This is a genomic window from Bradyrhizobium sp. CCGUVB1N3 (assembly GCF_024199925.1).
Lineage (GTDB): Bacteria > Pseudomonadota > Alphaproteobacteria > Rhizobiales > Xanthobacteraceae > Bradyrhizobium.
In genome coordinates this window covers 4,993,891-5,016,870 of the sequence record NZ_JANADR010000001.1, presented here as the reverse complement: position 1 = coordinate 5,016,870, position 22,980 = coordinate 4,993,891, and the positions used below count along the sequence as shown (strand labels likewise).

Annotated in this window: 26 protein-coding genes; 18 read left to right on the top strand and 8 right to left on the bottom strand. The window is 63.9% G+C overall.

Annotated elements, in window-relative coordinates:
* The first annotated feature begins 36 nt into the window (after positions 1 to 36).
* The 7 genes from NLM33_RS23990 to NLM33_RS23960 all read left to right on the top strand — a co-directional run bounded on the left by NLM33_RS23990 (position 37) and on the right by NLM33_RS23960 (position 4,942).
* On the top strand, positions 37 to 738 hold the full coding sequence (locus tag NLM33_RS23990) for an alpha/beta fold hydrolase (RefSeq protein ID WP_254099349.1): 702 nt from the start codon (positions 37 to 39) through the stop codon (positions 736 to 738).
* Positions 739 to 797: 59 nt separating this feature from the next.
* A complete protein-coding gene (locus tag NLM33_RS23985) occupies positions 798 to 1,253 on the top strand; it encodes a GatB/YqeY domain-containing protein (protein WP_254099347.1) in 456 nt (151 codons plus the stop codon).
* A gap of 215 nt (positions 1,254 to 1,468) precedes the next feature.
* Positions 1,469 to 2,617 (top strand): epoxide hydrolase family protein, encoded by a 1,149-nt coding sequence (locus NLM33_RS23980; RefSeq protein ID WP_254099345.1) that lies wholly within the window; start codon positions 1,469 to 1,471, stop codon positions 2,615 to 2,617.
* Positions 2,618 to 2,644: 27 nt separating this feature from the next.
* Positions 2,645 to 3,112 carry a MarR family winged helix-turn-helix transcriptional regulator gene (locus tag NLM33_RS23975; protein ID WP_254099343.1) on the top strand — a complete coding sequence of 156 codons (468 nt, stop codon included), beginning with the start codon at positions 2,645 to 2,647 and terminating at the stop codon, positions 3,110 to 3,112.
* A gap of 82 nt (positions 3,113 to 3,194) precedes the next feature.
* The gene (locus NLM33_RS23970) at positions 3,195 to 3,563 is read left to right on the top strand and encodes a nuclear transport factor 2 family protein (RefSeq protein ID WP_254099334.1); all 369 of its coding nucleotides are present in this window, start codon (positions 3,195 to 3,197) and stop codon (positions 3,561 to 3,563) included.
* Positions 3,564 to 3,565: 2 nt separating this feature from the next.
* Positions 3,566 to 4,009 (top strand): hypothetical protein, encoded by a 444-nt coding sequence (locus tag NLM33_RS23965; protein WP_254099332.1) that lies wholly within the window; start codon positions 3,566 to 3,568, stop codon positions 4,007 to 4,009.
* 156 nt (positions 4,010 to 4,165) lie between these two features.
* Positions 4,166 to 4,942, top strand: a complete 777-nt coding sequence (locus NLM33_RS23960; RefSeq protein ID WP_254099330.1) for a DUF2189 domain-containing protein — start codon at positions 4,166 to 4,168, stop codon at positions 4,940 to 4,942.
* 109 nt (positions 4,943 to 5,051) lie between these two features.
* On the opposite strand, the gene NLM33_RS23955 is transcribed toward NLM33_RS23960, so the two are convergent.
* From NLM33_RS23955 to NLM33_RS23945, 3 genes are all read right to left on the bottom strand, one after another.
* Positions 5,052 to 5,564: an SRPBCC family protein gene (locus tag NLM33_RS23955; RefSeq protein WP_254099328.1), complete on the bottom strand. Its 513-nt coding sequence runs from the start codon at positions 5,562 to 5,564 to the stop codon at positions 5,052 to 5,054.
* Positions 5,565 to 5,634: 70 nt separating this feature from the next.
* Entirely contained in the window at positions 5,635 to 6,099 is a 465-nt protein-coding gene (locus tag NLM33_RS23950; protein ID WP_254099325.1) for an SRPBCC family protein, read from the bottom strand.
* A complete protein-coding gene (locus NLM33_RS23945; RefSeq protein WP_254105869.1) occupies positions 6,092 to 6,406 on the bottom strand; it encodes a helix-turn-helix transcriptional regulator in 315 nt (104 codons plus the stop codon). The genes NLM33_RS23950 and NLM33_RS23945 overlap by 8 nt, the downstream gene beginning before the upstream one ends.
* Before the next feature lie 208 nt (positions 6,407 to 6,614).
* On the opposite strand from NLM33_RS23945, the gene NLM33_RS23940 reads away from it, so the two are divergent.
* The 3 genes from NLM33_RS23940 (at position 6,615) to NLM33_RS23930 (ending at position 9,487) form a co-directional block, all read left to right on the top strand.
* Complete coding sequence (locus NLM33_RS23940; RefSeq protein WP_254099324.1) at positions 6,615 to 8,060, top strand: LVIVD repeat-containing protein; 1,446 nt, start codon at positions 6,615 to 6,617, stop codon at positions 8,058 to 8,060.
* 2 nt (positions 8,061 to 8,062) lie between these two features.
* The gene (locus NLM33_RS23935; protein WP_254099322.1) at positions 8,063 to 8,602 is read left to right on the top strand and encodes a hypothetical protein; all 540 of its coding nucleotides are present in this window, start codon (positions 8,063 to 8,065) and stop codon (positions 8,600 to 8,602) included.
* A gap of 264 nt (positions 8,603 to 8,866) precedes the next feature.
* Entirely contained in the window at positions 8,867 to 9,487 is a 621-nt protein-coding gene (locus NLM33_RS23930; RefSeq protein ID WP_254099320.1) for a LysE family translocator, read from the top strand.
* A gap of 69 nt (positions 9,488 to 9,556) precedes the next feature.
* Here NLM33_RS23930 and NLM33_RS23925 read toward each other — a convergent pair whose 3' ends face one another.
* Positions 9,557 to 10,360, bottom strand: a complete 804-nt coding sequence (locus NLM33_RS23925) for an N-formylglutamate amidohydrolase (protein ID WP_254099318.1) — start codon at positions 10,358 to 10,360, stop codon at positions 9,557 to 9,559.
* 91 nt (positions 10,361 to 10,451) lie between these two features.
* Between NLM33_RS23925 and NLM33_RS23920 the strand changes: the two genes are divergently transcribed.
* From NLM33_RS23920 to NLM33_RS23910, 3 genes are all read left to right on the top strand, one after another.
* A complete protein-coding gene (locus NLM33_RS23920; RefSeq protein WP_254099316.1) occupies positions 10,452 to 11,363 on the top strand; it encodes a transglutaminase family protein in 912 nt (303 codons plus the stop codon).
* Positions 11,364 to 12,179 carry a transglutaminase family protein gene (locus NLM33_RS23915; protein ID WP_254099308.1) on the top strand — a complete coding sequence of 272 codons (816 nt, stop codon included), beginning with the start codon at positions 11,364 to 11,366 and terminating at the stop codon, positions 12,177 to 12,179. It abuts the gene before it with no gap.
* Between the two features lie 216 nt (positions 12,180 to 12,395).
* Positions 12,396 to 12,794: a gamma-glutamylcyclotransferase gene (locus NLM33_RS23910; RefSeq protein ID WP_254099306.1), complete on the top strand. Its 399-nt coding sequence runs from the start codon at positions 12,396 to 12,398 to the stop codon at positions 12,792 to 12,794.
* A gap of 145 nt (positions 12,795 to 12,939) precedes the next feature.
* Here NLM33_RS23910 and NLM33_RS23905 read toward each other — a convergent pair whose 3' ends face one another.
* Positions 12,940 to 13,503 carry a chlorite dismutase family protein gene (locus NLM33_RS23905; protein WP_254099304.1) on the bottom strand — a complete coding sequence of 188 codons (564 nt, stop codon included), beginning with the start codon at positions 13,501 to 13,503 and terminating at the stop codon, positions 12,940 to 12,942.
* A 162-nt stretch (positions 13,504 to 13,665) separates the two neighbouring features.
* Between NLM33_RS23905 and dnaG the strand changes: the two genes are divergently transcribed.
* The 3 genes from dnaG (at position 13,666) to NLM33_RS23890 (ending at position 18,675) form a co-directional block, all read left to right on the top strand.
* Positions 13,666 to 15,675, top strand: coding sequence for a DNA primase (gene dnaG, locus NLM33_RS23900; RefSeq protein WP_254099302.1), 2,010 nt, complete (start codon positions 13,666 to 13,668; stop codon positions 15,673 to 15,675).
* A 376-nt stretch (positions 15,676 to 16,051) separates the two neighbouring features.
* Positions 16,052 to 18,211 carry an RNA polymerase sigma factor RpoD gene (gene rpoD, locus NLM33_RS23895; RefSeq protein WP_254099301.1) on the top strand — a complete coding sequence of 720 codons (2,160 nt, stop codon included), beginning with the start codon at positions 16,052 to 16,054 and terminating at the stop codon, positions 18,209 to 18,211.
* 83 nt (positions 18,212 to 18,294) lie between these two features.
* The gene (locus tag NLM33_RS23890) at positions 18,295 to 18,675 is read left to right on the top strand and encodes a thiol-disulfide oxidoreductase DCC family protein (protein WP_254099299.1); all 381 of its coding nucleotides are present in this window, start codon (positions 18,295 to 18,297) and stop codon (positions 18,673 to 18,675) included.
* Between the two features lie 18 nt (positions 18,676 to 18,693).
* Here the strand turns inward: NLM33_RS23890 and NLM33_RS23885 are convergent, their stop codons facing one another.
* From NLM33_RS23885 to NLM33_RS23875, 3 genes are all read right to left on the bottom strand, one after another.
* Positions 18,694 to 18,930, bottom strand: coding sequence for a hypothetical protein (locus NLM33_RS23885; RefSeq protein WP_254099297.1), 237 nt, complete (start codon positions 18,928 to 18,930; stop codon positions 18,694 to 18,696).
* Positions 18,931 to 19,413: 483 nt separating this feature from the next.
* Positions 19,414 to 19,755: a hypothetical protein gene (locus tag NLM33_RS23880; RefSeq protein WP_254105868.1), complete on the bottom strand. Its 342-nt coding sequence runs from the start codon at positions 19,753 to 19,755 to the stop codon at positions 19,414 to 19,416.
* Between the two features lie 213 nt (positions 19,756 to 19,968).
* Entirely contained in the window at positions 19,969 to 20,913 is a 945-nt protein-coding gene (locus NLM33_RS23875) for an OmpA family protein (protein WP_254099294.1), read from the bottom strand.
* A 269-nt stretch (positions 20,914 to 21,182) separates the two neighbouring features.
* On the opposite strand from NLM33_RS23875, the gene NLM33_RS23870 reads away from it, so the two are divergent.
* Together NLM33_RS23870 and NLM33_RS23865 are read left to right on the top strand one after the other, a co-directional pair.
* Positions 21,183 to 21,851: a DUF6498-containing protein gene (locus NLM33_RS23870; RefSeq protein ID WP_254099292.1), complete on the top strand. Its 669-nt coding sequence runs from the start codon at positions 21,183 to 21,185 to the stop codon at positions 21,849 to 21,851.
* A gap of 68 nt (positions 21,852 to 21,919) precedes the next feature.
* Positions 21,920 to 22,726, top strand: a complete 807-nt coding sequence (locus tag NLM33_RS23865; RefSeq protein WP_254099290.1) for a lytic murein transglycosylase — start codon at positions 21,920 to 21,922, stop codon at positions 22,724 to 22,726.
* Positions 22,727 to 22,980 lie beyond the last annotated feature (254 nt).

The following is a 22,980-nucleotide window of genomic DNA, read 5'->3' as shown; positions in this document are numbered from 1 at the left end:
CAATTTCCGGCAAATTCGGGGGCTTGCGAGGCAATAATGAACCAGACCACTCCGCTTCTGCTGGTTCCTGGACTGGCGTCCTCGCACCGCATCTACGCCCCTGTCATTCCCGCGCTGTGGCGGTTCGGCCCCGTGATGGTTGCCAACCATATCCGCGACGACAGCATGGCGGCGATCGCCCGGCGTATCCTTTCCGAGGCGCCGCCGCGCTTTGCACTCGCCGGCCATTCCATGGGCGGCTACGTCGCCTTCGAGATCATGCGGCAGGCGCCGGAGCGGGTGGCAAAGCTCGCGCTGATCAATACGCAGGCGCGACCCGATACGCCGGAGGCGACCGCACGCCGCCGTGCGCACATGGCGCGCGCCGAGCGCGGCGAGCTTCGCGCCGTGCGCGAGGAGATGTTTCCGGAGCTGGTGCATCCATCGCGGCGCCATGATGCGAACCTGCTGCGGCTCGTGCATGCGCAGGACGAGGACGTCGGCGTCGAGGGCTATCTCCGGCAGCAGACCGCGATCATCGCGCGTGTCGATTCGCGCCCCATGCTGGCGACGATCGAATGTCCGACGCTGGTGCTGACGGGCGACGCCGACAACACCATCCCGAACGCGCTCTCGAAGGAGATGGCCGAGGGCATCGCCGGCGCCAGGCTCGTGATCCTCAGGGAGTGCGGGCACCTGCCCCAGCCCGAGCAGCCCGAGGCGACCGCCGCGGCGCTCTCGGAATGGCTGAGGAACTGAGTTGTGTACGGCCTGCGAACGGCCTAGATCAGGCACAATACATCGAAAGGATCAGGACCATGATGCGCGACGACATCAACGCTGCGGTGAAAGAGGCCATGAAGGCCAAGGACGAGCGCAAGCTCGGCACGCTGCGCATGGTCAATTCGACCATCAAGAACGCCGATATCGAGGCGCGCGGCAACGGCAAGCCGCCGCTTAGCGATGCCGAATTGCTCGGCGTGCTCCAGAAGATGATCAAGCAGCGTCAGGAGGCGGTCGAGCTTTACGAGAAGGGCGGCCGCGTCGAACTCGCCGCGCAGGAGCGCGAGGAGATCACCGTCATCTCGGCCTATCTGCCCAAGCAGATGTCCGACGACGACGTGAAGAAGGCGATTTCCGATGCGATCGCCGAGAGCGGCGCCGCCGGCATGAAGGACATGGGCAAGGTGATCGCGGCGCTGAAGGCGAAGTACACCGGGCAGATGGATTTCGCGAAGGCCAGTGGTTTGGTGAAGGCGGCGCTGACGGGCTAGCCCTTTTACCCTCTCCCCTTGCGGGAGAGGGTGGCTTTGCGAAGCGAAGCCGGGTGAGGGGTCTCTCTCCGCGAATGAAGCTGCCGCAACGAATGCGCGGATAGAACCCCTCATCCGGCGCTTCGCGCCACCTTCTCCCGCAAGGGGAGAAGGGACACCTTTGATGCGGCCTCGATCCGTCCTAGTTTCTCCTTACACAAATCGGGAGGCAACCGATGACCAGCGCGATCAAGCCGTTCCGCATCGCTATCAGCGATGACATCCTCACCGACCTCAAATCGCGCCTTGCGCGCACGCGCTGGCCGGAGGCGGAGCTGGTCGACGACTGGAGCCAGGGTGCGCCGCTGACGTGGATCAAGGAGATCTGCGGCTACTGGGCCAACGAATATGACTGGCGGCCGCGCGAGGCAAAGCTCAATCGCTTCGATCAGTTCACCACCGAGATCGACGGGCTCGATATCCACTTCATCCATGCGCGCTCGAAAGAATCTGCCGCGCTGCCGCTGATCATCACCCATGGCTGGCCCGGCTCGATCGTCGAATTCCAGAAGGTGATCGAGCCGCTGATTGATCCCGCCGCACACGGTGGCAAACCCGCCGATGCCTTTCATGTGATCTGTCCCTCGCTGCCGGGCTTCGGCTTCTCGGCGAAACCTAATACGACCGGCTGGGGCGTCGACCGCATCGCCGCCACCTGGGCCAAGCTGATGGACCGCCTCGGCTATGCGCGTTACGGCGCGCAAGGCGGCGATTGGGGCTCGGCGGTGACGACCTCGCTCGGCGCGCAGGACGGTGAGCATTGCGCAGGCATCCACATCACGCTCGCCTTCAATGCGGCACCAAAGGTCGAGGGCGAGCCGACGGCGGAGGACAAGCGGGCGCTCGCCGGGCTGAAGCATTATGTCGATCTCGACTCCGGCTATTCCAAGCAACAATCCACGCGGCCGCAGACGCTCGGCTATGGCCTCACGGATTCGCCGAGCGGGCAGGCGGCGTGGATCCTGGAAAAGTTCTGGGCCTGGACCGATTGCAACGGTCATCCGGAAAACATCTTCAGCAGGGACGAGCTGCTCGACAACGTCATGCTCTATTGGGTGACGGAGACGGCGACCTCCTCGGCGCGGCTCTATTGGGAGAGCTTTGGCAAGCGCCGCACGACGCCGGTGGTCAACGTGCCGACGGGAGTTGCGGTGTTTCCCAAGGAGATCATTACGCCGGTGCGGCGCTGGATGGAGCCCAATTTTCCCAACATCACCCATTGGAGCGAGATCGAGAAGGGCGGCCATTTTGGCGCCTTCGAGCAGCCGGAGTTGTTCGTGCGCGACGTGCGAAAGTTTTTCGCGACGGTGCGGACGCGGGGATAAATTCTTTCAATTCGACGCAGTCAGATGATGCCAAAGACGTCTCAAGCCGCGGGGCTTCACCGCGCCTCACTCGAGAAGCTGCACGATCTGGATGCGGCGCTGGAGCTCATGTATTACGGCTGGCGCGGGATGACGCTCCTGGCCGACGAGTATCTTGCGAAGCAGGGCCTGTCGCGTCCGCACCATCGTATCCTCTACGTGGTGGCGCGCCGGCCCGATATCGCAATCGGCACGCTGATCGAGATACTCGGCATTTCCAAGCAGGCCTTGAACCGGCCGCTCAACCTGTTGCTGGAGCGCAAGCTCCTGACGTCGAAGCGGTCGCCCGAGCAGCATCGCTCCAAACAGTTGCGCCTGACGCAAGCGGGGCAACGCATCGAGCAAAGGGCATCGGACCATGAGCGCAAGGTCCTGCGCGAAGCGTTTGATCGCGTCGGGACGCCGGGTGCTGCCGCATGGATGGCCGTCATGGAGACGATCGCCGACAACAACTGACGGATTTTCAAGTCAACTTAGTTGACATGAGAAGCGAGCTTTGCCACTCTTTTGACAACGGGCCAGGGGAGGGCCCGTTGTCATGAGCGGACAGATAATGGATCGCGCTGCCGCCGAGCGGTTTGTCGCGGCATGGTGCGCGAACTGGTGCAGGGTCGATATCGACGCGGTCGTCGCGCATTTCGCCGACGATGCGGAGATGCGCAGCCCTCTGGCGCTCAAACTGACCGACTCCCCCATCGTCACCGGCGCCGAGAACATCCGCGCCTACTGGCGGAAAGCCTATGGCAGCATCGAAAGCGCCGACCTGAAGATCCTGAATTGGAGCTGGGACGACACGATCGCGCGCCTCACGGTGTGGTGGCAATTGGGCGACACGCGCGCCAGCGAGTTCATGGACTTCGATGATGCCGGTCGTGTCGTGCGAAGCGAAGCCTTTTACGGAAAATAGCAATGCGTCTTTCAGATTTCGTCCTGCTGCTCAACGCGCTCTGGTTCGGCGGTGCCTTCATCCAGTTCAGCATTGCCCAGCGCAATACGCTGAAGATTCTCGTGCCGCGCGAGGAGCGGGGCAATCCGATCGCGCCGACCTTGTCGGCCAGCGTGGCGTTCTTGGGCGGGATCAATCTGCCGATCGGAATTCTTTCGCTCTATCTTCTGGCCGTTCGGCCGCCTTTCTTCCAGCCGATCGAAGCGCAGCTGGTCTTGTTCCTGTTCTTCGCCGCCTGCCACTTCAGCCAGTTTGCCTATAATCTTCCGGTCCTGATGCGCGGTGGGCGCGTCGGCGTGGCCTACTGGCCCGTGTTGAAGGGGCCTATGCTCAGGATCTTCGTCATCGACGCGGCGCTGTTCGTGGCCAATCTCGGTGTGGCACTTCTGCTCGCGTTGCGCTCCTGACAAGGGCGAGGATCGCGCGGTACATTGCCTGAAAGGCAATCGCGGTATCTGCTGACCGCTCAACTCTCTCGTGCAAGCGTTTCGAGAGAGGGCTAACATTGGCGCCAAGAGTGCCGCGCGCGACGAAGATCGCGCCGGCAAATGAGGAGGAAGCCAATGTCCATCTCAGGCAAAGTCGATCCTGTGGTGCGCGCTGTGGCCGCGACCGACATCGCGGAGGCGCTGGTCGAAGGCCTGCGGGATTTCCAGGCGCTGCCGCTGTACGGGCTTTGTTTCGGCGTGCTCTATGCCGCCGGCGGCATCGCCATCATGCTCTGCCTCACCGCGTTCGGGCTGATCTATCTCGTCTATCCGCTCGCGGCGGGCTTTGCGCTGATCGGGCCGTTTGTCGCGATCGGCCTCTACGAAGTCAGCCGTCGCCGCGAAGCGGGCGAGCCCGTCTCCTTTGGTGCGATCTGGTCGACGATACGCTCGCGCAGCGAGATCGGCTGGATGGCGTTCGTCACTTTGTTCGTGTTCGTGGTCTGGATGTATCAGGTGCGGCTGTTGATTGCGCTGTTGCTCGGCCTGCACGCCTCGTTCTCGAGCCTCCAGGAATTCATGACGGTGGTGCTCACCACCAATGAGGGCCTGTTGTTCCTCGCGATCGGCAATGCGGTCGGCGCCGCGCTGTCGCTGATCCTGTTCTCGCTGACCGTGGTGTCGTTTCCGCTGCTGCTCGACCGCGAGGTCGATTTCGTCACCGCGATGGTGACGAGCGTGCGCGCCGTCGTCACCAGCCCGTTGCCGATGATCGGCTGGGCCGCGGTCATCGTGATGCTGCTGATCGTCTCGGCGCTGCCGTACTTTCTCGGGCTGATCGTGACGCTGCCGGTGCTCGGCCACGCGACGTGGCACCTGTATCGGCGGATCGTGGCGCCGGTGCCGGCCTAAGCGCGGTCATTCCGGGGCGCGCGTCAGCGCGAACCCGGAATCTCGCGCCAAAACTTCCGGATTCCGGGTTCGCTCGCTTTGCGAGCGTCCCGGAATGACGTCGATCAGCCTACGGCGTCTTGATCCCCATCGCCTTCAGCGCGTCCAGCATCCGTTGCGGCGGGCCCATCTTGACCACCAGCGGCTTGCCGGTCTCGAGCACGCTCTTGAGGCTCGACAGGATCGCAGGCCAGCCCTGCCGTCCGCCGGCAAGGATGTCGTCGCTGAGCGGCCGGTCGTGGCCTTCGCTCATGGTGAGTCGGACCGCGTCGCCGGCTTCCTCGATCTCGTAGGTGACAAGCGTCGGCCCGAGCTTCTCGATCAGCTCAGGCCAGTTGACGTTGAAGGTGACCGAGAGTTTTCGCGGCGGGTCGTATGCGAGGACCTTACCGCTGATGTGCAACGCGCCGTCCGGCGTGCGCACGGTGAAGGCGCCGCCGAGCCGCGGCTCGACCTCGACCGCATTGCCGAAGAAATACATCCGGCTGAACTCGGCCGAGGTCAGCGCCTCCCACACCTTCTCGGGCGTGGAGGCGATGTAGATCGTGTAGACCGTGAGCGGCTTGAACTGATCGAGATTCATTATGCAAATCCTTCGATGCCCAGCGCGGCCGGCGGGATCGCTAATGCATAGATGAATCCAGGCCGAGGCATCACGCGGCGTCCTTCTTTGAATAACCCGGCGGCACGATCTCGATGGTGCGGCCGGTCTCGAGCAGGCTCTTCAGGTTCGACAGCACCATCGGCCAGCCGCCGGAGATGTCGCGCAGGGTCTTGCCGTCCTCGCCGAGCTCGTCATGCGTAACCGTCAGCTTGACGACCTTGCCGCGTGGTTCGAGATCGAAGGTGACGCGCGAGATCCCTTCACCCGCGGCTTCGGCCTTGCGATTGTGCCAGCTATAAGCGAGCCGCCGCGTCGGATCGAAGGCGATGACCTCGCCCTCCACCGTCGGATTGCCGTTGTTGGTGAAGCGGTAGGGCGCGCCCTCCTTCCAGTCGGAGGCGATGCGATGGCCGAACCAGTAGCGTTCGGTGAAATCGCCGTCGGTCAGCGCCTGCCACAGCGCCTCTGGCGAGGTCTCGATATAGGTCACGTAGACATAACTCGGCTTACTCATCGCGCTTCTCCAGTTGACGTTTCAACTCGCTGAGCGCGGCAAGTTTCCCGCGCTCGAACTTCCTGATCCAGCGTTCGCCGATCTGATGGATCGGCACGGGATTGAGATAGTGCAGCTTCTCGCGGCCATGCCTGAAGGTAGTGACCAAATTGGCCTCTTCGAGAATGGCAAGGTGCTTGGTGACGGCCTGGCGCGTCATCTCCAGGCCTTCGCAGAGCTCGTTCAGCGTCTGGCCGTTTTTGGCGTGAAGCCTGTCCAAGAGCGACCGTCTCGAGGCGTCGGCCAGCGCTTTGAAGACCTCATCCATGCCGATGATAATATGCAACCAAATGGTTGCCTGTCAAGCGTGTCGTCATTCCGGGGCATCGCGCAGCGATGAACCCGGAATCTCGAGATTCCGGATAACCGCTACGCGGTTTCCGGAATGACTGCCTTGATCACGAGATCATGTTTTCGGCACGGTCCCTGTGTTAGCGTCCTATCTCAGCCAACGAAGATTGGTTCCGGGAGGAAACATGTTTCGTCGCGTCCAACTTGCTGCCTGCCTCGTTCTTTTTGCATGCAGCAGCGTCCACGCCCAGAAGCAGCAGGTGATCGGCGCGCCGCCCGAAACCTCCAACATGAAGCTGGTCGGATTTAACGACCTTCAGGCGCGCAGCGCCTATCAGCCGACCATTCATCATCAGGGCGATCGCTGGATCGCCTATATCGGCCATCACGGCGGCACCGACGACGTGCCCAATCCCGTCAATCCCTTGACGGGTCAGGCCGAGCCGAACGGCACCTCGATCGTCGACGTCACGGACCCCGCGCATCCCAAATATCTGCGCCACCTGCCGGGGCAGGAGGGCAAGTATGAATCCGGCGGCGCGCAGATGGTGCGGGTCTGCGACGGCAAGTCGTTGCCAAAGGGCGATGCCAACGCCGTCTATCTGCTCCGCACCTTCGGCAGCGAGGCGCATGAGATCTGGAACGTCGCCGATCCCGCCAATCCCGTGCTCGTCACGCGCATCAGTGGCTTGAAGGACACGCACAAGAGCTGGTGGGAATGCGACACCGGCATTGCCTATCTCGTCTCGGGCGCGCCGGACTGGCGCACGCGCCGCATGACGCAGGTCTATGATCTCAGTGATCCCGCGCATCCGCAGAAGATCCGCGACTTCGGCCTGCCCGGCCAGGAACCCGGCGCGACCGGCGCGGTGCCGACCGAATTGCACGGACCGATTTCGACCGGGCCGACGGGCAACCGCGTTTATTTCGGCTATGGCACCAACAAGGGCGGCATCTTGCAGATCGTCGATCGCGAGAAGCTTTTGAACGGCGGCAAGGAGCCGACGCCGGAGAACCTGCGCTATCCCGAGATCGCGCGCCTGCCGATGTCCGCCTTCAACGGCGCGCATACGACGTTCCCGATGCTCGACATGCCCGTCGCCGAGTTCGCCGAGGACAAGGACGGCAAGACCCGCGATATCGTGATGATCGTCGACGAGGCGATTTTGAACGAATGCGGTGAGGCGCGGCAGATGGTGTGGTTTGCCGACGTCACGACGGAGACGCGGCCGATGATGATCTCGAGCTACACGGTGCCCGAGGCGAGCGGGCAGTTCTGCCAGCGCGGCGGCCGCTTCGGCTCGCATTCGTCGAATGAGAGCATGGCGCCGGTCTATTACAAGAAGATGGCCTTCATCGCCTTCTTCAATGCCGGCGTGCGCGCGCTCGATATCCGCGATCCCTATCACCCCAAGGAGGTCGGCTATTTCATCCCGGCGATCACGCAGGCAACCGACAAGCGCTGCATCCCGATCGAAGGTGGCGAGCGCTGCAAGGTCGCGATCCAGACCAACAATGTCGAGACCGATGACCGCGGCTACATCTATATCGTCGATCGCGCCAATACCGGAATGCACGTTCTGGAGCTGACTGGACCTGCGCGCGCCGTCGCCGGCCTGCCGAAGAACTGACGATGCGGCGCGCGGCGACGATAGCGGTTGCGGCGATCGCGCTCGGCGCCTCCGGCGTCGGCGCGTATCAACTCGCGCCGGCACCAGTGGAGACATCCGCACATTGGCGCGAGATCGCCTGGCCGTTCCCGCGCGACGGCTGGCCCGCGGGCCGTGCGTTCCGCTGCGATGGGGCCTGCGCCGGCGCCGAGCTATATGTCCGTGCAAAGCTCGGCTTCTGTAATTGCGACCGCGGCGTAGTCGATGACGACGAGGTCGATCGTGTCGCCGATCTCGACCTGATCAGCCCGCGTTTCGTAGCGACAGCGCCGGGCGACCGGTCGCGCGTCGGCGAGCTGCATGGTCGCGCCAGACGCTACGATCTCGACATGCCCGACGGCACGCGCCACGCCACCGGCATCGCCCTGTCGCGTCGCTGCGATCTCCTTGTCGCAGTCGTGCAGGGCGCAGGCGAAGTGCGAGCGATGCAGCGCGCGGCGCTGGAGTTCCTGGAAACCCCGGAGTTGAAGCGATGGATGATCGCTGCGCTGGATGGAAGGTGAGGGTGGCGCGATCGCGCCGCCCATGCTGCTGTCATCACCTGCGAAAGCGGGTGATCCAGTATCCCAGAGACAGTCATGGGATACGGAGGGGCCGCGGCGTACTGGATACCGCGCCGGAGCCTGTCGTCGGGCTCGCCGGAGGCGAGGCCCGGTGGCGGGGTATGACGACGGTGTTTGTGGCGTTTGCGTGCCGCACATGTCGAGCTTTCGCCCCCGCGCCAAACATGCATTAATAACCCGCAACTCCCTCAGCGAGTCCTCCCCATGATGTCCTTGCAAGCCTATCTCGCCTTCGTTGCCGCCTGCATTGCGCTGGCGCTTTTGCCTGGTCCGATCGTCACGCTCGTCATCGCCAATGGTCTGAGGCATGGAACCCGTGCGGCGCTGACCAACGTCGCGGGTGCGCAGGCCGGTCTTGCGATCGTGATCGGCGTCGTCGCGATCGGGCTGACCTCGCTGATGGCGACCATGGGCTACTGGTTCGACTGGGTGCGCTTTGCCGGTGCCGCCTATCTGATCTGGCTCGGTATCAAGCTGATCTGGTCGCCGGTCGAGGGTGTCAAGGTCGACGAGCCGCCGGCGCCGCCGCGCGGCGGTTTCTTCCTGCAAGGTTTCCTGGTGCTGCTGTCGAACCCGAAGGTGCTGGTGTTCTTCGGTGCCTTCATCCCGCAGTTCATGGACATGAACCGCGATCACTTCCCGCAGGTCGCGCTGCTGGGCGCGACCTTCATGGTGACGGCCGCGATGACGGACGCGCTCTACGCCACCGCTGCCGGCCGCGCCCGAAAATTCTTCTCGGCGCGCCGCACGCGGATGATGTCGCGCGTTTCCGGCGGCTTCATGATCGGCGGCGGTATCTGGCTGGCGCTGACCCGCGCCAAATAGCCTCTCGCAGCGTGTCGTGTTGCGACACGGTCATTGAAGAGATGAGCAGCGGCTTGCGTCGAGCCGCGGCTACACCAGCCCCTCCGCCCTCAGCTCTTTCTCGATCTCTGCAAAAATCCTCGCCAGCCGTTCCGCCCATTGCTGCTGGCCGGATTGGTCCGTGATCAGGTCCTGGCGGATCTCGATGCCGGTGTTGAAGAGGCCGCGGGCTTCGCCGTGGACGGGGATGGTGTAGTCGGTGAGGTCGCTCACCGCATAGGGCTCGTTGTCGCCTACGACGAGATCGCTTTCGCTGCGCAGATGTTTCAGCAAGAGGTGCGGCAGCACCGTGTCGCGGTGATAGAGCGTGCCGATGTGCCAGGGCCGCGCGACGCCGGCATAGTCCGGCGTGAAGCTGTGCAGCGCGACCAGCACCGTTGGCCGCCTGGCGTGAACACGCGCGTCGATCACCGCATTGATGCGGCCGTGATAGGGATCAAAAATCTCACGGCGCCGGGCGTCGCGCTCATCGGTGGACATCCCCTCATTGCGCGGGATCACCGTTGCCTCCGAGATCACGGGGATCGAGCTTGCGACGCCTGGCGGGCGGTTGCAGTCGATCACCAGCCGCGAATAGCGCTGCGCGATCAGATGTGCATCCAGCATCCGTGCCAGCCGCTCGGCGACGCCGGCGATCCCGATGTCCCAGGCGATGTGCCGTGTCAGCTCGCTCTCGGCGACACCGAGATCGCCGAGCGCGTGCGGCAGCGCCCGCCCGTAATGATCGCAAATGAGCAGAAAGGGCGCGCTTCCTGCCGCATTCGTCTCATGCACCGGCGGAATGTCGCCCTTGCCGAGAAGCTGATTCGTCGCGCCGGCCGCCTCTAAGGTCATCCTGACTGCCTATGGAAAATGCACTCTGCTCTTAAAATTGGGCAGCCAACGCTATAGATTAGCCGATCCAAAATCACCATGATTGCCCACGATGCCGCTGCTCACGATTCATCACAAGACCGAATATCGCTATAACCGCCCGGTGGCGTTCGGCGAGCATCGCATCATGCTGCGCCCGCGCGATAGCCATGATCTGCGCGTGCTCGACAGCCGGCTTCATATTTCGCCCCAGCCGATGTCGCTGCACTGGATCCACGACGTGTTCGGCAACTCGGTCGCGATCGCGAATTTCGATGAGCGCGCGGAGGTCTTGACGTTCGATTGGCACGTCACCGTCGAGCACAATCCGGTCGAGGAGTTCGCGCTGACGCCGGATGATCCGGCCTATTTCTATCCCTTCGTCTATGACGACGAGGAATTCCCCGACCTCGTCCACTACATCACGCCGCAATATGCCGATGCCGACGGCGAGCTGTCGGAATGGGCGCGCAGCTTCCTCGACGAGGAGGCGCCGACGCCGACGTTCAAGATCCTGAGCGGGATCACGCACGGCATCCGCAAGGCCTTCAAATATCGCAAGCGTCATGAGCAGGGCACGCAGCATCCGCTCGACACGCTGCAAACGGGCACCGGCAGCTGCCGCGACTACGCGCTGTTCATGATCGAGGCGCTGCGCCGGCTCGGCATCGCCGCGCGATTCGTCTCCGGCTACATCTTCGTGCCGGAGGATCTCGAGACGCGCCATGTCGGCGGCGGCTCGACCCATGCCTGGGTGCAGGTGTACCTGCCGAGCGCGGGCTGGATCGAGCTCGATCCGACCAACGGCATCGTCGGCACGCGCGATCTGATCCGCGTCGCGGTGGCCCGCGATCCCCGCCAGGCGATCCCGCTGCATGGCGTCTATCTCGGCTCGGCCGAGGCGTTCGAGGCCATGGAGGTGAACATCAAGGTGGTCTCGGACGACCAAGAGAGCGACGAGGAGCTGGAGACAGAGGTTTTGTAGATGGACATCAAGGTCGGCTTCGAGATTGCTTACGCTGCGCCACAGCCGACGCCGATGGTGATCATGCTCAACATCCATCCCTCGCGCCAGGCCGACATCATCGGCAAGGAGACGGTGGTGGCCGAGCCGGACGTGCCGATCCGCTTCTATCACGACAGCTTTGGCAATATCTGCGGCCGCCTCGTCGCGCCCGCGGGCGGCGTCACACTGAAAGGCAGCGCGCTGGTGCGCGACACCGGCCTGCCGGACGAGGTGATGCCGACCGCGCAGCAATTGCCGATCGAGCACCTGCCGAACGAGCTTCTGCTCTATCTGATGCCGAGCCGCTATTGCGAGACCGATAAGCTCACCGACATCGCCTGGTCGCTGTTCGCCAAGAGTGAACCTGGCTGGCCGCGCGTCTGCGCGATCACCGAGTTCGTGCATCAGCACGTCACCTTCGGCTATGAGCACGCCCATCACATGAAGTCGGCGCACGACGTCTATGAAAGCCGTTCCGGCGTCTGCCGCGACTTCGCGCATCTCGCGGTCGCCTTCTGCCGCTGCATGGGCATTCCGGCGCGCTACTGCACCGGCTATATGGGCGACATCGGCATTCCGCCCGAACCGTTCCCGATGGATTTTTCCGGCTGGTTTCAGGTCTACCTCTCCGGCAAGTGGCTCACCTTCGATGCCCGCCACAATGTCCCGCGCATCGGCCGCATCCTGATGGCGACGGGCCGCGACGCCGCCGACGTCGCGCTGTCGACGAGCTTTGGCCGGATGGAATTGAAGAAGTTCGAGGTCGTCAGCGACGAGGTGGTGAAGGCGGCGTGAGCTGTCGCGTCACGATCGCAATGACGATGTCAGGCACAACGTCTCCTCAGTGTCGTCCTGGCGAAAGCCCATTATCCCGATTGTCAGTGTGGCGCGACGCCGTGGTCATCAGGTTGCCTGCTCCCACGTTCGGTGGTTATAGGTCCTGGCTTTCGCCAGGCCGACACCGGGTGAGTGGCGCTGTTGTTCCGTACAATTGGCGGCTATAGACACCCCATGACCACCGATCGTCTCTTCGTCTACGGCACCTTGATGCGCGGCTTCGACCATCCGATGGCGCGGCTCTTGGCGGAGCATGCGGATTTCCTTGGGGATGCGACCTGCCGCGGCCGGCTCGTTCTCGTGAAGCATTATCCGGGGCTCCTGCTGTCGGAGGCCGCGTCCGACCTCGTGCACGGCGAACTCTTTCGCCTCCGCGCGCCGGACGAGCTGCTGCGCGAGCTCGACATGTACGAGGCCTGCGGCGAGGGCTTTCCCGAGCCGACCGAATATTTGCGCGCGCTGATCGACGTCACGCCTGCGGATGGCGCGACCGAGAAGGCCTGGACCTACCTCTACAACTGGCCGGTCACGGACCTGCCGCACATCGCGTCCGGCCGTTTCCTCGAACACTAAAGCGCGATGAGATTAGGATGAATCGTCATCGCGCTTTAGGTTGTTGTTTGCGCATGGTCTCCGCGCAAACGCGTTTCGCGTTTGTCGCGAGGGAAAACCGCTTCACACTTTGCGCTAACGCGGCCCTTCGGGGCCGGATCATGCTTTAGCCTGCGAGCACTTCGCGCACCACGCGCACGTCGACCTCGCGCTCGACGTAGGACCACTCCTCGGTCGTGCGCAGCATCGCGACCAGCTCCTCGAACAGCGAGGCGTGCGCCGGCGCGAATTCGAACCAGGTCAGGAAGTCGAACGGCTCGCCGAGATCGCGGCAGTGATAGAGCTGCCGCGCGATCGCCGGCAAAAAGCGCAGGCTGCTGGCGATATGGTGCGACTTGTCCTCGAATATCCTGCGCCGCTCTTCGGCCGTGAGGTCCCACCAGGCCTGCGATTTGCGGATCGGGATCAGCGCCGCGCTGGTCGCCTCGGTGCGGCCGAGACCGGCCTGAACCGCGACGAGCTGCTCCTTCTCGGCGCGCTCGGTGTAGCGGAGATAGCTCGCGACGCCGACCAGCCGCCACGAATTGCGCGACGGCACAAGCGGCAGCGCCGCCGCCTCGCTGTCGACCACCGACAGCGCCGGCATGAATGGCAGGGGATCACCCTTGACGGGTGAGACCGAGGTGACGCGCCAACCCCCGCTGTGGCCGCCTCGAAACGTCGTGAACATGGGGACATGGAAGCGCGGAACCCCGCGGGGTTCAAGCGCGACGTGGTGGGAGAGCCCCTGTGAATAACCGGGAGAAACCCCACGACCGTCGTATTTCCGAGAGCCAGCCCTATATGGCTAGCGGGCTGGCACAAGGCCCCGACTCACGCCTAGAATCACCCCATGCTGCGCTTCACGCCCCAATTCCTCGACGAGCTGCGTGCCCGGCTTTCGGTCTCCGAAGTCGTGGGCAAGCGCGTGAAGCTGAAGAAGGCGGGGCGGGAGTGGAAGGGGCTGTCGCCGTTCCAGCAGGAGAAGACGCCGTCCTTCTACGTCAACGACCAGAAGGGTTTTTACCACGACTTCTCCTCCGGCAAGCACGGCGACATCATCACCTTCGTGATGGAGACCGACGGCCTGCCGTTCGGCGAAGCGGTCGAGCGGCTTGCCAACATGGCGGGCCTGCCGCTGCCGGCGGCAACCCCGGATGCCGCGCGGCACGAGCAGCGCCGCAGGACACTGCATGACGTCATGGAGCTCGCGGCAAAGTTCTTTGCCGAGACGCTGGCTTCGCGCCTGGGCGCCAAGGCGCGGGGCTATCTCGCCGATCGCGCCATCTCGCCTGCGACGCAGTTGCAGTTCCGCCTCGGCTATGCGCCGCCGCCACCCGAGCGCTTTGCGCTGAAAGAGCATCTGGGCAAGCAGGGCGTCTCTGTCGAGGACATGATCGAGACCGGCCTGTTGGTCGCGGGCAACGACATCCCCGTCCCCTACGACCGCTTCCGCGACCGCGTGATGTTTCCGATCACTGACTTGCGCGGCCGCGTCATCGCCTTCGGCGGGCGGGCGCTGGAGAAGGACGTCCCGGCCAAATACCTGAACTCGCCGGAGACGCCGCTCTTCCACAAGGGCGACAATCTCTACAACCACGCCACCGCGCGGAAAGCTGCGCATGACGGCGCGGCGTTGATCGTGGTCGAAGGCTATGTCGACGTCATCGCCATGGTCACCGCGGGCTTTGCAGGCAGCGTCGCGCCGCTCGGTACCGCGCTGACCGAAAGCCAGCTCGCGCTGCTCTGGAAGATGGCGGACGAGCCGATCCTGTGCTTCGACGGCGACAAGGCCGGCCAGAAGGCCGCTTATCGTGCTGCGGACCTTGCCTTGCCGTTCCTCGCGCCCGGAAAGAGCCTACGCTTCGCGCTGCTGCCGGAGGGGCAGGACCCCGACGATCTCGTGCGCTCCGGTGGTCGCGGCGCGGTCGAGGAGGTCATCGCGGCGGCGCGACCGCTTGCGGACGTGATCTGGTCGCGCGAGCTCGAAGGCGGCAGCTTTGTCACGCCCGAGCGCCGCGCCGCGCTGGAGGCGCGCATCAACGAGCTCAGCAACGGCATCCGCGACGAGGTCGTGCGGCGCTACTATCGTCAGGATCTCGCCGTGCGCCTGCAGCGCACCTTTGCGCCTGAAGACGGCGGGCGCGGCGGCTTCGCCGGTCGCGGCAATTTTCGCGCGCAGCCCGGCCGCTCCTTCCAGCCTCGCAGCGGGGGCGGCGCGAATCGATTCGCCGGCCAGGGGCGCCGCGGCGGCCCGATTCCCACCTCGCTCCCCTCCGGTCCGTACCAGGCGGCGAGCCCGCAGCTCGCGGCAAGCCCGATCATGCGGGGACAGCGCAGCGCCATCTCCCGCAGGGAAGCCCTGATCCTGCAAAGCCTGATCAACCACCCCTGGCTGCTGCACGACCATCTGGAGGAGGTCGCCGCGCTGGAGCTGGCCCATCCCGAGGCCCACAAGCTCCGTGCCGGTATCATTGCCGCCTTCGCCAACGACCATCACCACAGCCCGGACCCGTCCGAGCAGGCCGAGAAGATGCGCGCCGACCTCGATCGGGGCGGATTTTCTCCGCTACTTCAAAGAGTTGAGCGCGCCATCACGACCCAGGCCGTGTTCGGGGCACGCGAGGGCGCAGCACCGGATGACGTTCTTGCCACCTGGAATCAGCTCGTCGCCTTGCATCGGCAGTGGCATTCACTACTTAGGGAGCTGAAAGACGCCGAGCTGGCCTTGGGGGAAGACCCCAGCGAGGCCAATTTGGCGTGGCTGCGTGACGTCAAGGCCAGGATGGCCGAGGTCGACGGCACCGAAGCCCTGATCGAGGGTTTTGGCGAGCTGTCGGGCCGGTCTCAGAAGAGCGTGTGAGATAAGAATCATGCGGACGGCCGGGGCCGGAACCGCAAAAAGACTCGCCAAATCCAAGGTTTGGCGGCAGAAACAGGGTTAATCGAGGCTTAACTGTCTTGTAGCACTTTGGCCAGAGGCGGCCGCAGGCATAACAGACGCGTCAGGAATAAATCCGCGCATTCGCTGTTTGGCACTCTACCTGCATTCGCCGGCGACAAAGGTGCTCACGAAGCGTTAGGCAAATCCGGCGAGAGAAGTTCTGGGGTGGCGAAAAGAGGTTTGCGCCGCCCTTTCCGTGTCGAGATCTGACGAAGCGAGAGCGTCGAAACAGGTTCAAGTGAATTCGGGCAGGCCCATGCGAGCCGCCTGTATGAAGCGCGTTTAGGAGCAATGGATGGCCACCAAGGCAAAGACGCTGCAGGCGAAGGACAAGGAAAAGGACGACAAGGCAGCGGACGCTCCGGAGAAGGATTCCCAGGACGCGCCCTCGCCGTTGCTCGACCTGTCCGACGCCGCAGTGAAGAAGATGATCAAGCAGGCCAAGAAGCGCGGCTTCGTGACCTTTGATCAGCTCAACGAAGTCTTGCCGTCCGACCAGACCTCGCCCGAGCAGATCGAGGACATCATGTCCATGCTCTCGGACATGGGCATCAACGTCACCGAAGCCGACGACTCTGAAGGCGAGGACGACAAGGACGAGGGCGGCGAGGACGAGACCGACAACGAGCTCGTCGAGGTCACCCAGAAGGCCGTCACCGAGGTCAAGAAGAGCGAGCCGGGCGAGCGCACCGACGATCCCGTCCGCATGTATCTGCGCGAGATGGGCACGGTCGAGCTCTTGTCCCGCGAAGGCGAAATCGCGATCGCCAAGCGCATCGAGGCCGGCCGCGAGGCGATGATCGCAGGCCTCTGCGAAAGTCCGCTGACCTTCCAGGCCATCATCATCTGGCGCGACGAGCTCAACGAAGGCAAGATCTTCCTTCGCGACATCATCGATCTCGAAGCGACCTATGCCGGTCCGGACGCCAAGGCCGGCATGAACACCGCGATGATCGGCGGTCCCGCAGGCGAGAACGGCGAAGTACCGGCTGAAGGTGGTGAAGCCGTCGCAGCGACAGGTGCTGCGCCCGCGCACGTCGCGCCGCCCGCCGCGCCGCCGTCGCCAACCCCGTTCCGTCCCGCGCCCGGTGTCGGCAATGGCACCGAGGCCGAGAAGGACCCGGCGGAAGCCGCCGCCGAAGCCGACATGGACGAGGACGACGAGTTCGAGAACCAGATGTCGCTCGCGGCGATCGAGGCCGAGCTCAAGCCGAAGGTCGTCGAGATCTTCGACAAGATCGCCGACAACTACAAGAAGCTGCGCAAGCTCCAGGAGCAGGACATCCAGAACCAGCTCGAGAGCACGTCGCACGGCCCGTCGCTCTCGCCGCACCAGGAGCGCAAGTACCGGAAGCTGAAGGACGAGATCATCGTCGAGGTGAAGTCGCTGCGCCTCAACCAGGCGCGCATCGATTCACTCGTCGAGCAGCTCTACGACATCAACAAGCGCCTCGTCTCGTATGAAGGACGCCTGATGCGGCTTGCTGACAGCCATGGCGTCGCGCGCGACGACTTCCTGCGCAACTATACCGGCTCCGAGCTCGATCCGCGCTGGCTCAACCGCGTCTCGAAGCTCTCGGCCAAGGGCTGGAAGAATTTCGTCCATCACGAGAAGGACCGCATCAAGGACCTCCGCCACGAGGTGCATCAGCTCGCAGCCCTCACCGGTCTCGAGATCGGCGAATTCCGCAAGATCGTGCACTCCGTGCAGAAGGGCGAGCGCGAAGCCCGCCAGGCCAAGAAGGAGATGGTGGAAGCCAACCTCCGCCTCGTGATCTCGATCGCCAAGAAGTACACCAACCGCGGCCTGCAGTTCCTCGACCTGATCCAGGAAGGCAACATCGGCCTGATGAAGGCGGTCGACAAGTTCGAGTACCGCCGCGGCTACAAGTTCTCGACCTATGCGACGTGGTGGATCCGGCAGGCGATCACCCGCTCGATCGCCGACCAGGCGCGCACCATCCGCATTCCCGTGCACATGATCGAGACGATCAACAAGATCGTGCGCACCTCGCGCCAGATGCTCAACGAGATCGGCCGCGAGCCGACCCCGGAAGAGCTCGCCGAGAAGCTCGGCATGCCCTTGGAGAAGGTGCGCAAGGTCCTCAAGATCGCGAAGGAGCCCTTGTCGCTGGAGACGCCCGTCGGTGACGAAGAGGATTCGCATCTCGGCGATTTCATCGAGGACAAGAACGCGATCCTCCCGATCGACGCCGCGATCCAGTCGAACCTGCGCGAGACCACCACGCGGGTGCTCGCCTCGCTCACCCCGCGTGAAGAACGCGTGCTACGCATGCGCTTCGGCATCGGCATGAACACCGACCACACGCTGGAAGAAGTCGGCCAGCAGTTCTCGGTGACGCGCGAGCGTATTCGCCAGATCGAGGCCAAGGCGCTAAGGAAGCTGAAGCATCCGTCGAGGAGCCGGAAGCTGCGGAGCTTTTTGGATAATTGATCGGAAGGCCACTCTTGGTATTCGGAACGGCAGGCGTGAGCCTGCCGTTTCTTATTTAGCCACTACTGCGAGCTTAACCGCTCATGCCGAGTCCTCACCTCACCGTCTGGTACAACACCCGCTGCCCCGTCTGCGACGCCGGCATCGACTGGCAGCGTAACAAGCTGCTGGCGCTGGTGCGTACAGGCACGATCGAGTTCAAGGATATCAACGAGCAGCCCGACGCGCTGGCGCACTTTGGCGCATCGCTCGACGACGTCAGGCGACGCCTGCATGCGACCGATGAGGCCGGCCGCCTCGTCGTCGGCGCGGATGTCGCGATTGCGCTGTGGCTGACGACGCCGGGGGAGGGGTGGCTTGCGGCCCTGCTGGGCAATCGCGTGGCGCTGCCGTTCACGCGGTTCTTCTATGACCGTTTTGCCGATCTGCTGTTTGCCTGGAACAAGCGGAGCGGGCGCTGGTGAGCGCCTGCCTGTGTCGGCCTATTTCTTCTTCGCGCCGACCCGCTCGATCCGCTTGATCTCGAGCGCCGGGCGGCCGGACTTTTCGGCGATCTCGCGGTCCTGCTCCATGATGAAGCTGCGGGCGGGGTCGTCGCCGTCGAGGCCGCCGAGCAGTTCGGCAGGCACGCGGCGGTTGGAGCGTTGGGAATCGTCTTCATAGACGACGTTGAAAAAGGCGAATTCGCCTTTGGGATTGGTTCCGGGTTTTTTGGCCATGGCCGGCTTGTGATCGATCAGGGCGCCATAGTCAAATGGCTTTGCTGGCTGCCGGTGCGGAGCTCGTGGCCGCGGAGTCGATCAGCGCAATCGATCGACGACAATTGTTTGCGAGATGGAAGCGTCAAATGCCGCGTCAGGTCTGGTGCGGCCCTCAGCCTCAAATAAACGGCGGGCCGAAAAGCCCGCCGTTTATTTTTGGACTTCAGCGTCGCCCGGGGCTGGCAAGGACGACAACTTAAGATAGAAGTGTATCGCTGGATCAGCGTGCTGGCAAGAAAAAATTGTGACAGGGCGATGTCGCTTGCGCAACACACATATGTTAATCGCCGTCGCGTTTTGCGTTTGAGATTCGAACGATTTGCTTGGCCTGTCGAACTATCTCGATCACGACGCCGCGATTGGAACTCGCCGCGTTTGTCCGCGGCAGCAGCCGGTTGCATCGGTTCCATCGCGCGTCAATGGCCATTCGATGCGTGCGCGCTAACGCGGTTCGTCGATCAGCTTTTGCGGGGTCAGCTGCAGCTTTCCACCGCCGCCTCCACCATCATCCTCCTTGCGGCCCTGCGCCATGATCGCGCTGCCCATCGCGGCCGAGCCGAAGGTGACGAGGAAGGAGCCGAGCAGGAGGAAAATTGCGACGACCGGCGAACTGTCGGCGAAGATGAGATCACGCAAGTGGGCGGGATTGATGAGCAGCAGCCCGCCGACAAGCAGCGTCGCGGCACAGGCGCCGATCGCAAGGTTGATCGCGAGCAGCCGGAACAGGGGCACGCGCAGGAGTGCGAGGCGCGTCGGGCGAGGAGGTTGTTGGTCGTTGGGCATGACGTACAGCTTTGTCTGCACCGGTGGATCGAGGTTAGCACCAGCGCGCGAAGCATCAAGCCGTTAGGGGCGGAGTTTCGCGCTCGTCATTCCGGGGCGCGCGTAGCGCGAGCCCGGAATCCATCTCGCCGCCGGCTCCGTGGTTCAATGGATTCCGGGCCGCCCTCATTGCGCAATTGCGCAATGAGGGATGACGAGAAAGTTGGTCCGTCATCATGGCGCCACCAGCTCCACGCGGCGATTGAGGGCGCGGCCGGCGTCCGTCGCGTTGGAGCCGACCGGCGCGAGCAGTCCGACGCCTGCCGTACGCAGCCTCGTCTGCGCGATGCGAAAACTCTTCACGAGCTCGGCCGCGACCGCTTCGGCGCGGCGGCGTGACAAATCGAGATTATAGTCGTAGGCGCCCTGGCTGTCGGTGTGGCCGACAATGAACACGTTGAGCTGCGGCTGGCTTGTCAGCAGCTTTGCAATCTGCTCCAGCGTCGGGCGGCTTTCCGGCTTGAGCACGGCCTTGTCAGTATCGAAATAGATGCCATAGAGCGCGATGTGTCCGGTCTCACCGATGCCCTTTGCCATTGCGGCGGCATCCACCATCTTGTTTTCGATCGCCCCTAACTCGGCAACGATGAGCTGTGCATAGATCTCCTGGTTGTTCTGGCTGACGATGACGCTGGCATAGGTCTGGCGGCCACCGTCGGTCTTGCGTCCCGCAAAATAGCGGTAGTTGAAGCCGTCGACCCACATCTGCGGGACCGGCAACGTGTCGATGCTTTCCGTAAAGGGAATGGCGCCGCAGGCATCCGTATCGCAGGCCAGCAGGGTCTCGAAGCCGGCCTTTGCAAGTTGTGTCTCGAAATTTCGGGACACTTCCAGGATCGAGGGGCCGGGATTGGTGCGGTAGGCGATGCGGACGACGCGGCCTTCCAGCCGCCGCGCGTCGGTGGGCTGGCCGTCCCTGAATGCCGCTGCCTGCATCCGCGTCGCGTCGAAATCCTTTGTCACATAGCCCGTGATCACGCTGCCCGCGAACCGGCCGACGCCGGGATAGTCCCGGGCACCCGCGACATCGCGGGTTTGTGCGGAAGCGGCGGTGACGGCGTGGAACGAGAGCAGGGCGGCAAGGGCAAGCGGTCCGAGGATGTGGCGCAGCGCGGGCATCGGCACTCTCTGTCGGTTGGGAGAAAACGGGGCGCAGAACATTAGTCTCGCCTGTCGCCTCGCCGGTTCTGTCCGAGCGCCGAATCGGGATGCTCACCTGCTGCTCGATCCATTGCCGCACACGTGCTTCGCGGAAAGATACTTTGACAGTTTTTCGCCGCGATCGAACCATTCCCGGCGCCGCGACGACTCATGGGACGACTGATGGGCTGACCCGAACGATCAAGGCCCGCTGCCCCCGACCACGAACGCTCGCACCGCTCCCCGCCATGCCCGTCCTCATCGCGCAGAACCTGCTGACGGCGGCCGCCAACGGGTTGCCGCTCTACGGCTTGCTCTATCGCCACGTCGATCCCTTTCAGCTGCTGATGCTGTACTGGATGGAGACGGCGGTCGCGGGCTTCTGGATGGTGCTGACATTGGCGCGGCTACCGGAGCATCTTCTCGGTGAGATCACCGTCAACGGCCGCACGCGGGCTGCGACCAATGCGGACATGGTCAAACTGTTCGGCGGGCTCTTGTTCGCGTTCATGGCCGGGCACTTCCTGATCCTGTGGGTGGTGTTCTCCGGCGACTGGTCGCATCGCATCACCGGTGCGGCGAGCTTCGTTCGCGAGTTCGTCGTCAAGTCCGGCGCCTGGGTGCCGCTCGTGCTGATGGCGTTGGCCGGTCTCGTCGACTTTTGCCGCTCGCCGGCGCGGCCCGATGTCGTCGAGGCGATCCAGGCGCGACTCTCGCCAAAGCGGCCCATGCGCGCCGGGGCGGCGCCATCGCCGGCCGACGGCGTTGGTCCGGTCGTCGGCACCACGCTTGGCCGCATCGTGATGATGCAGGCCGGCATCATCTTTGGCGCGATGCTGGCGCGCAGCTATGGCAGCCAGGCACCCATCCTCATCCTGATAGGATTGAAGACGTTGTTCGACATGAGGCGCCGCTAGCTTTGACGTGCCTGGCTTTCCCGGGCATGATCGCCGCCGTTTTTGCGCAAGAGATTTAGGGATTCGACATGCTGAGGTTCGGTCTGGCCATCGCTTCCATCGTTCTTCTGGCCAGCGGCTCGGCTGAGGCCACCCGCTGCGGCGGCGATTTCAATGCGTTCGTCGCCGGCATGGCGTCCGAAGCGCAGGCCGCGGGCATCTCCTCTGGCGTGACCAGTGCCGCGCTGGGCGGGCTGACGGAGGACGGCGCGGTGCTCGCCTTCGACCGGCGCCAGCGCTACACCTTCAACAAGAGTTTTGAACAGTATGTTTCGACCCGCGTCGGTCCCGGCCGCATCAATGGCGGCCGCGCGCTGCTCCAGCGCCACGCCGCGCTGCTCTCGCGCATCGAGCAGCAGTTCGGCGTGCCCCGGCAGATACTGGTCGCGATCTGGGGGCTGGAGAGCGATTTCGGCAAGGGCGACATGGGCAAGCTGCCGGTGATCCGGACGCTCGCAACGCTTGCGCATGATTGCCGCCGCACCGAGCTGTTCCAGGGCGAGCTGCTCGCCGCGCTCAAGATCGTGCAGCGCGGCGACCTGCCGCTGCGCGACCTGATCGGCGCTTATGCCGGCGAGATCGGGCAGACGCAGTTCCTGCCGTCGTCCTACATCAAGTACGGCGTCGATTTCGACGGCGACGGTCGCGTCGACCTCCGCCACAGCGTCGCCGACGTGCTCGCCTCGACCGCGAACCTCCTGCACACCAACGGCTTCAAGATGGGCCAGCCCTACGGCGAAGGCACCGCCAATTTCGAAGCCATGCGGGAGTGGAACAGGGCGCTGATCTACCGCAAGACCATCGGGTATTTTGCCGATCGGCTGATGGGGCAGTGAAGAGAAATGCGAGGGTGGGCAAAGGCGCAACGCGCCGTGCCCACCTTGTTTTGCGGACAAACACACGGTGGGCACGCTTCCGCCCTCGCTCTTCGAGCTACGGCGGACAAGTCGCTTTGCCCACGCTACGAACTGCGCTCGCAATGACGAACTTGTGGCAAGCGCCTTCCACACTCTCAACCGTCATCACCCGCGAAAGCAGGTGATCCAGTATTCCAGTGACAGTGACTGGACTGCACCCCTGAAGCGAGACA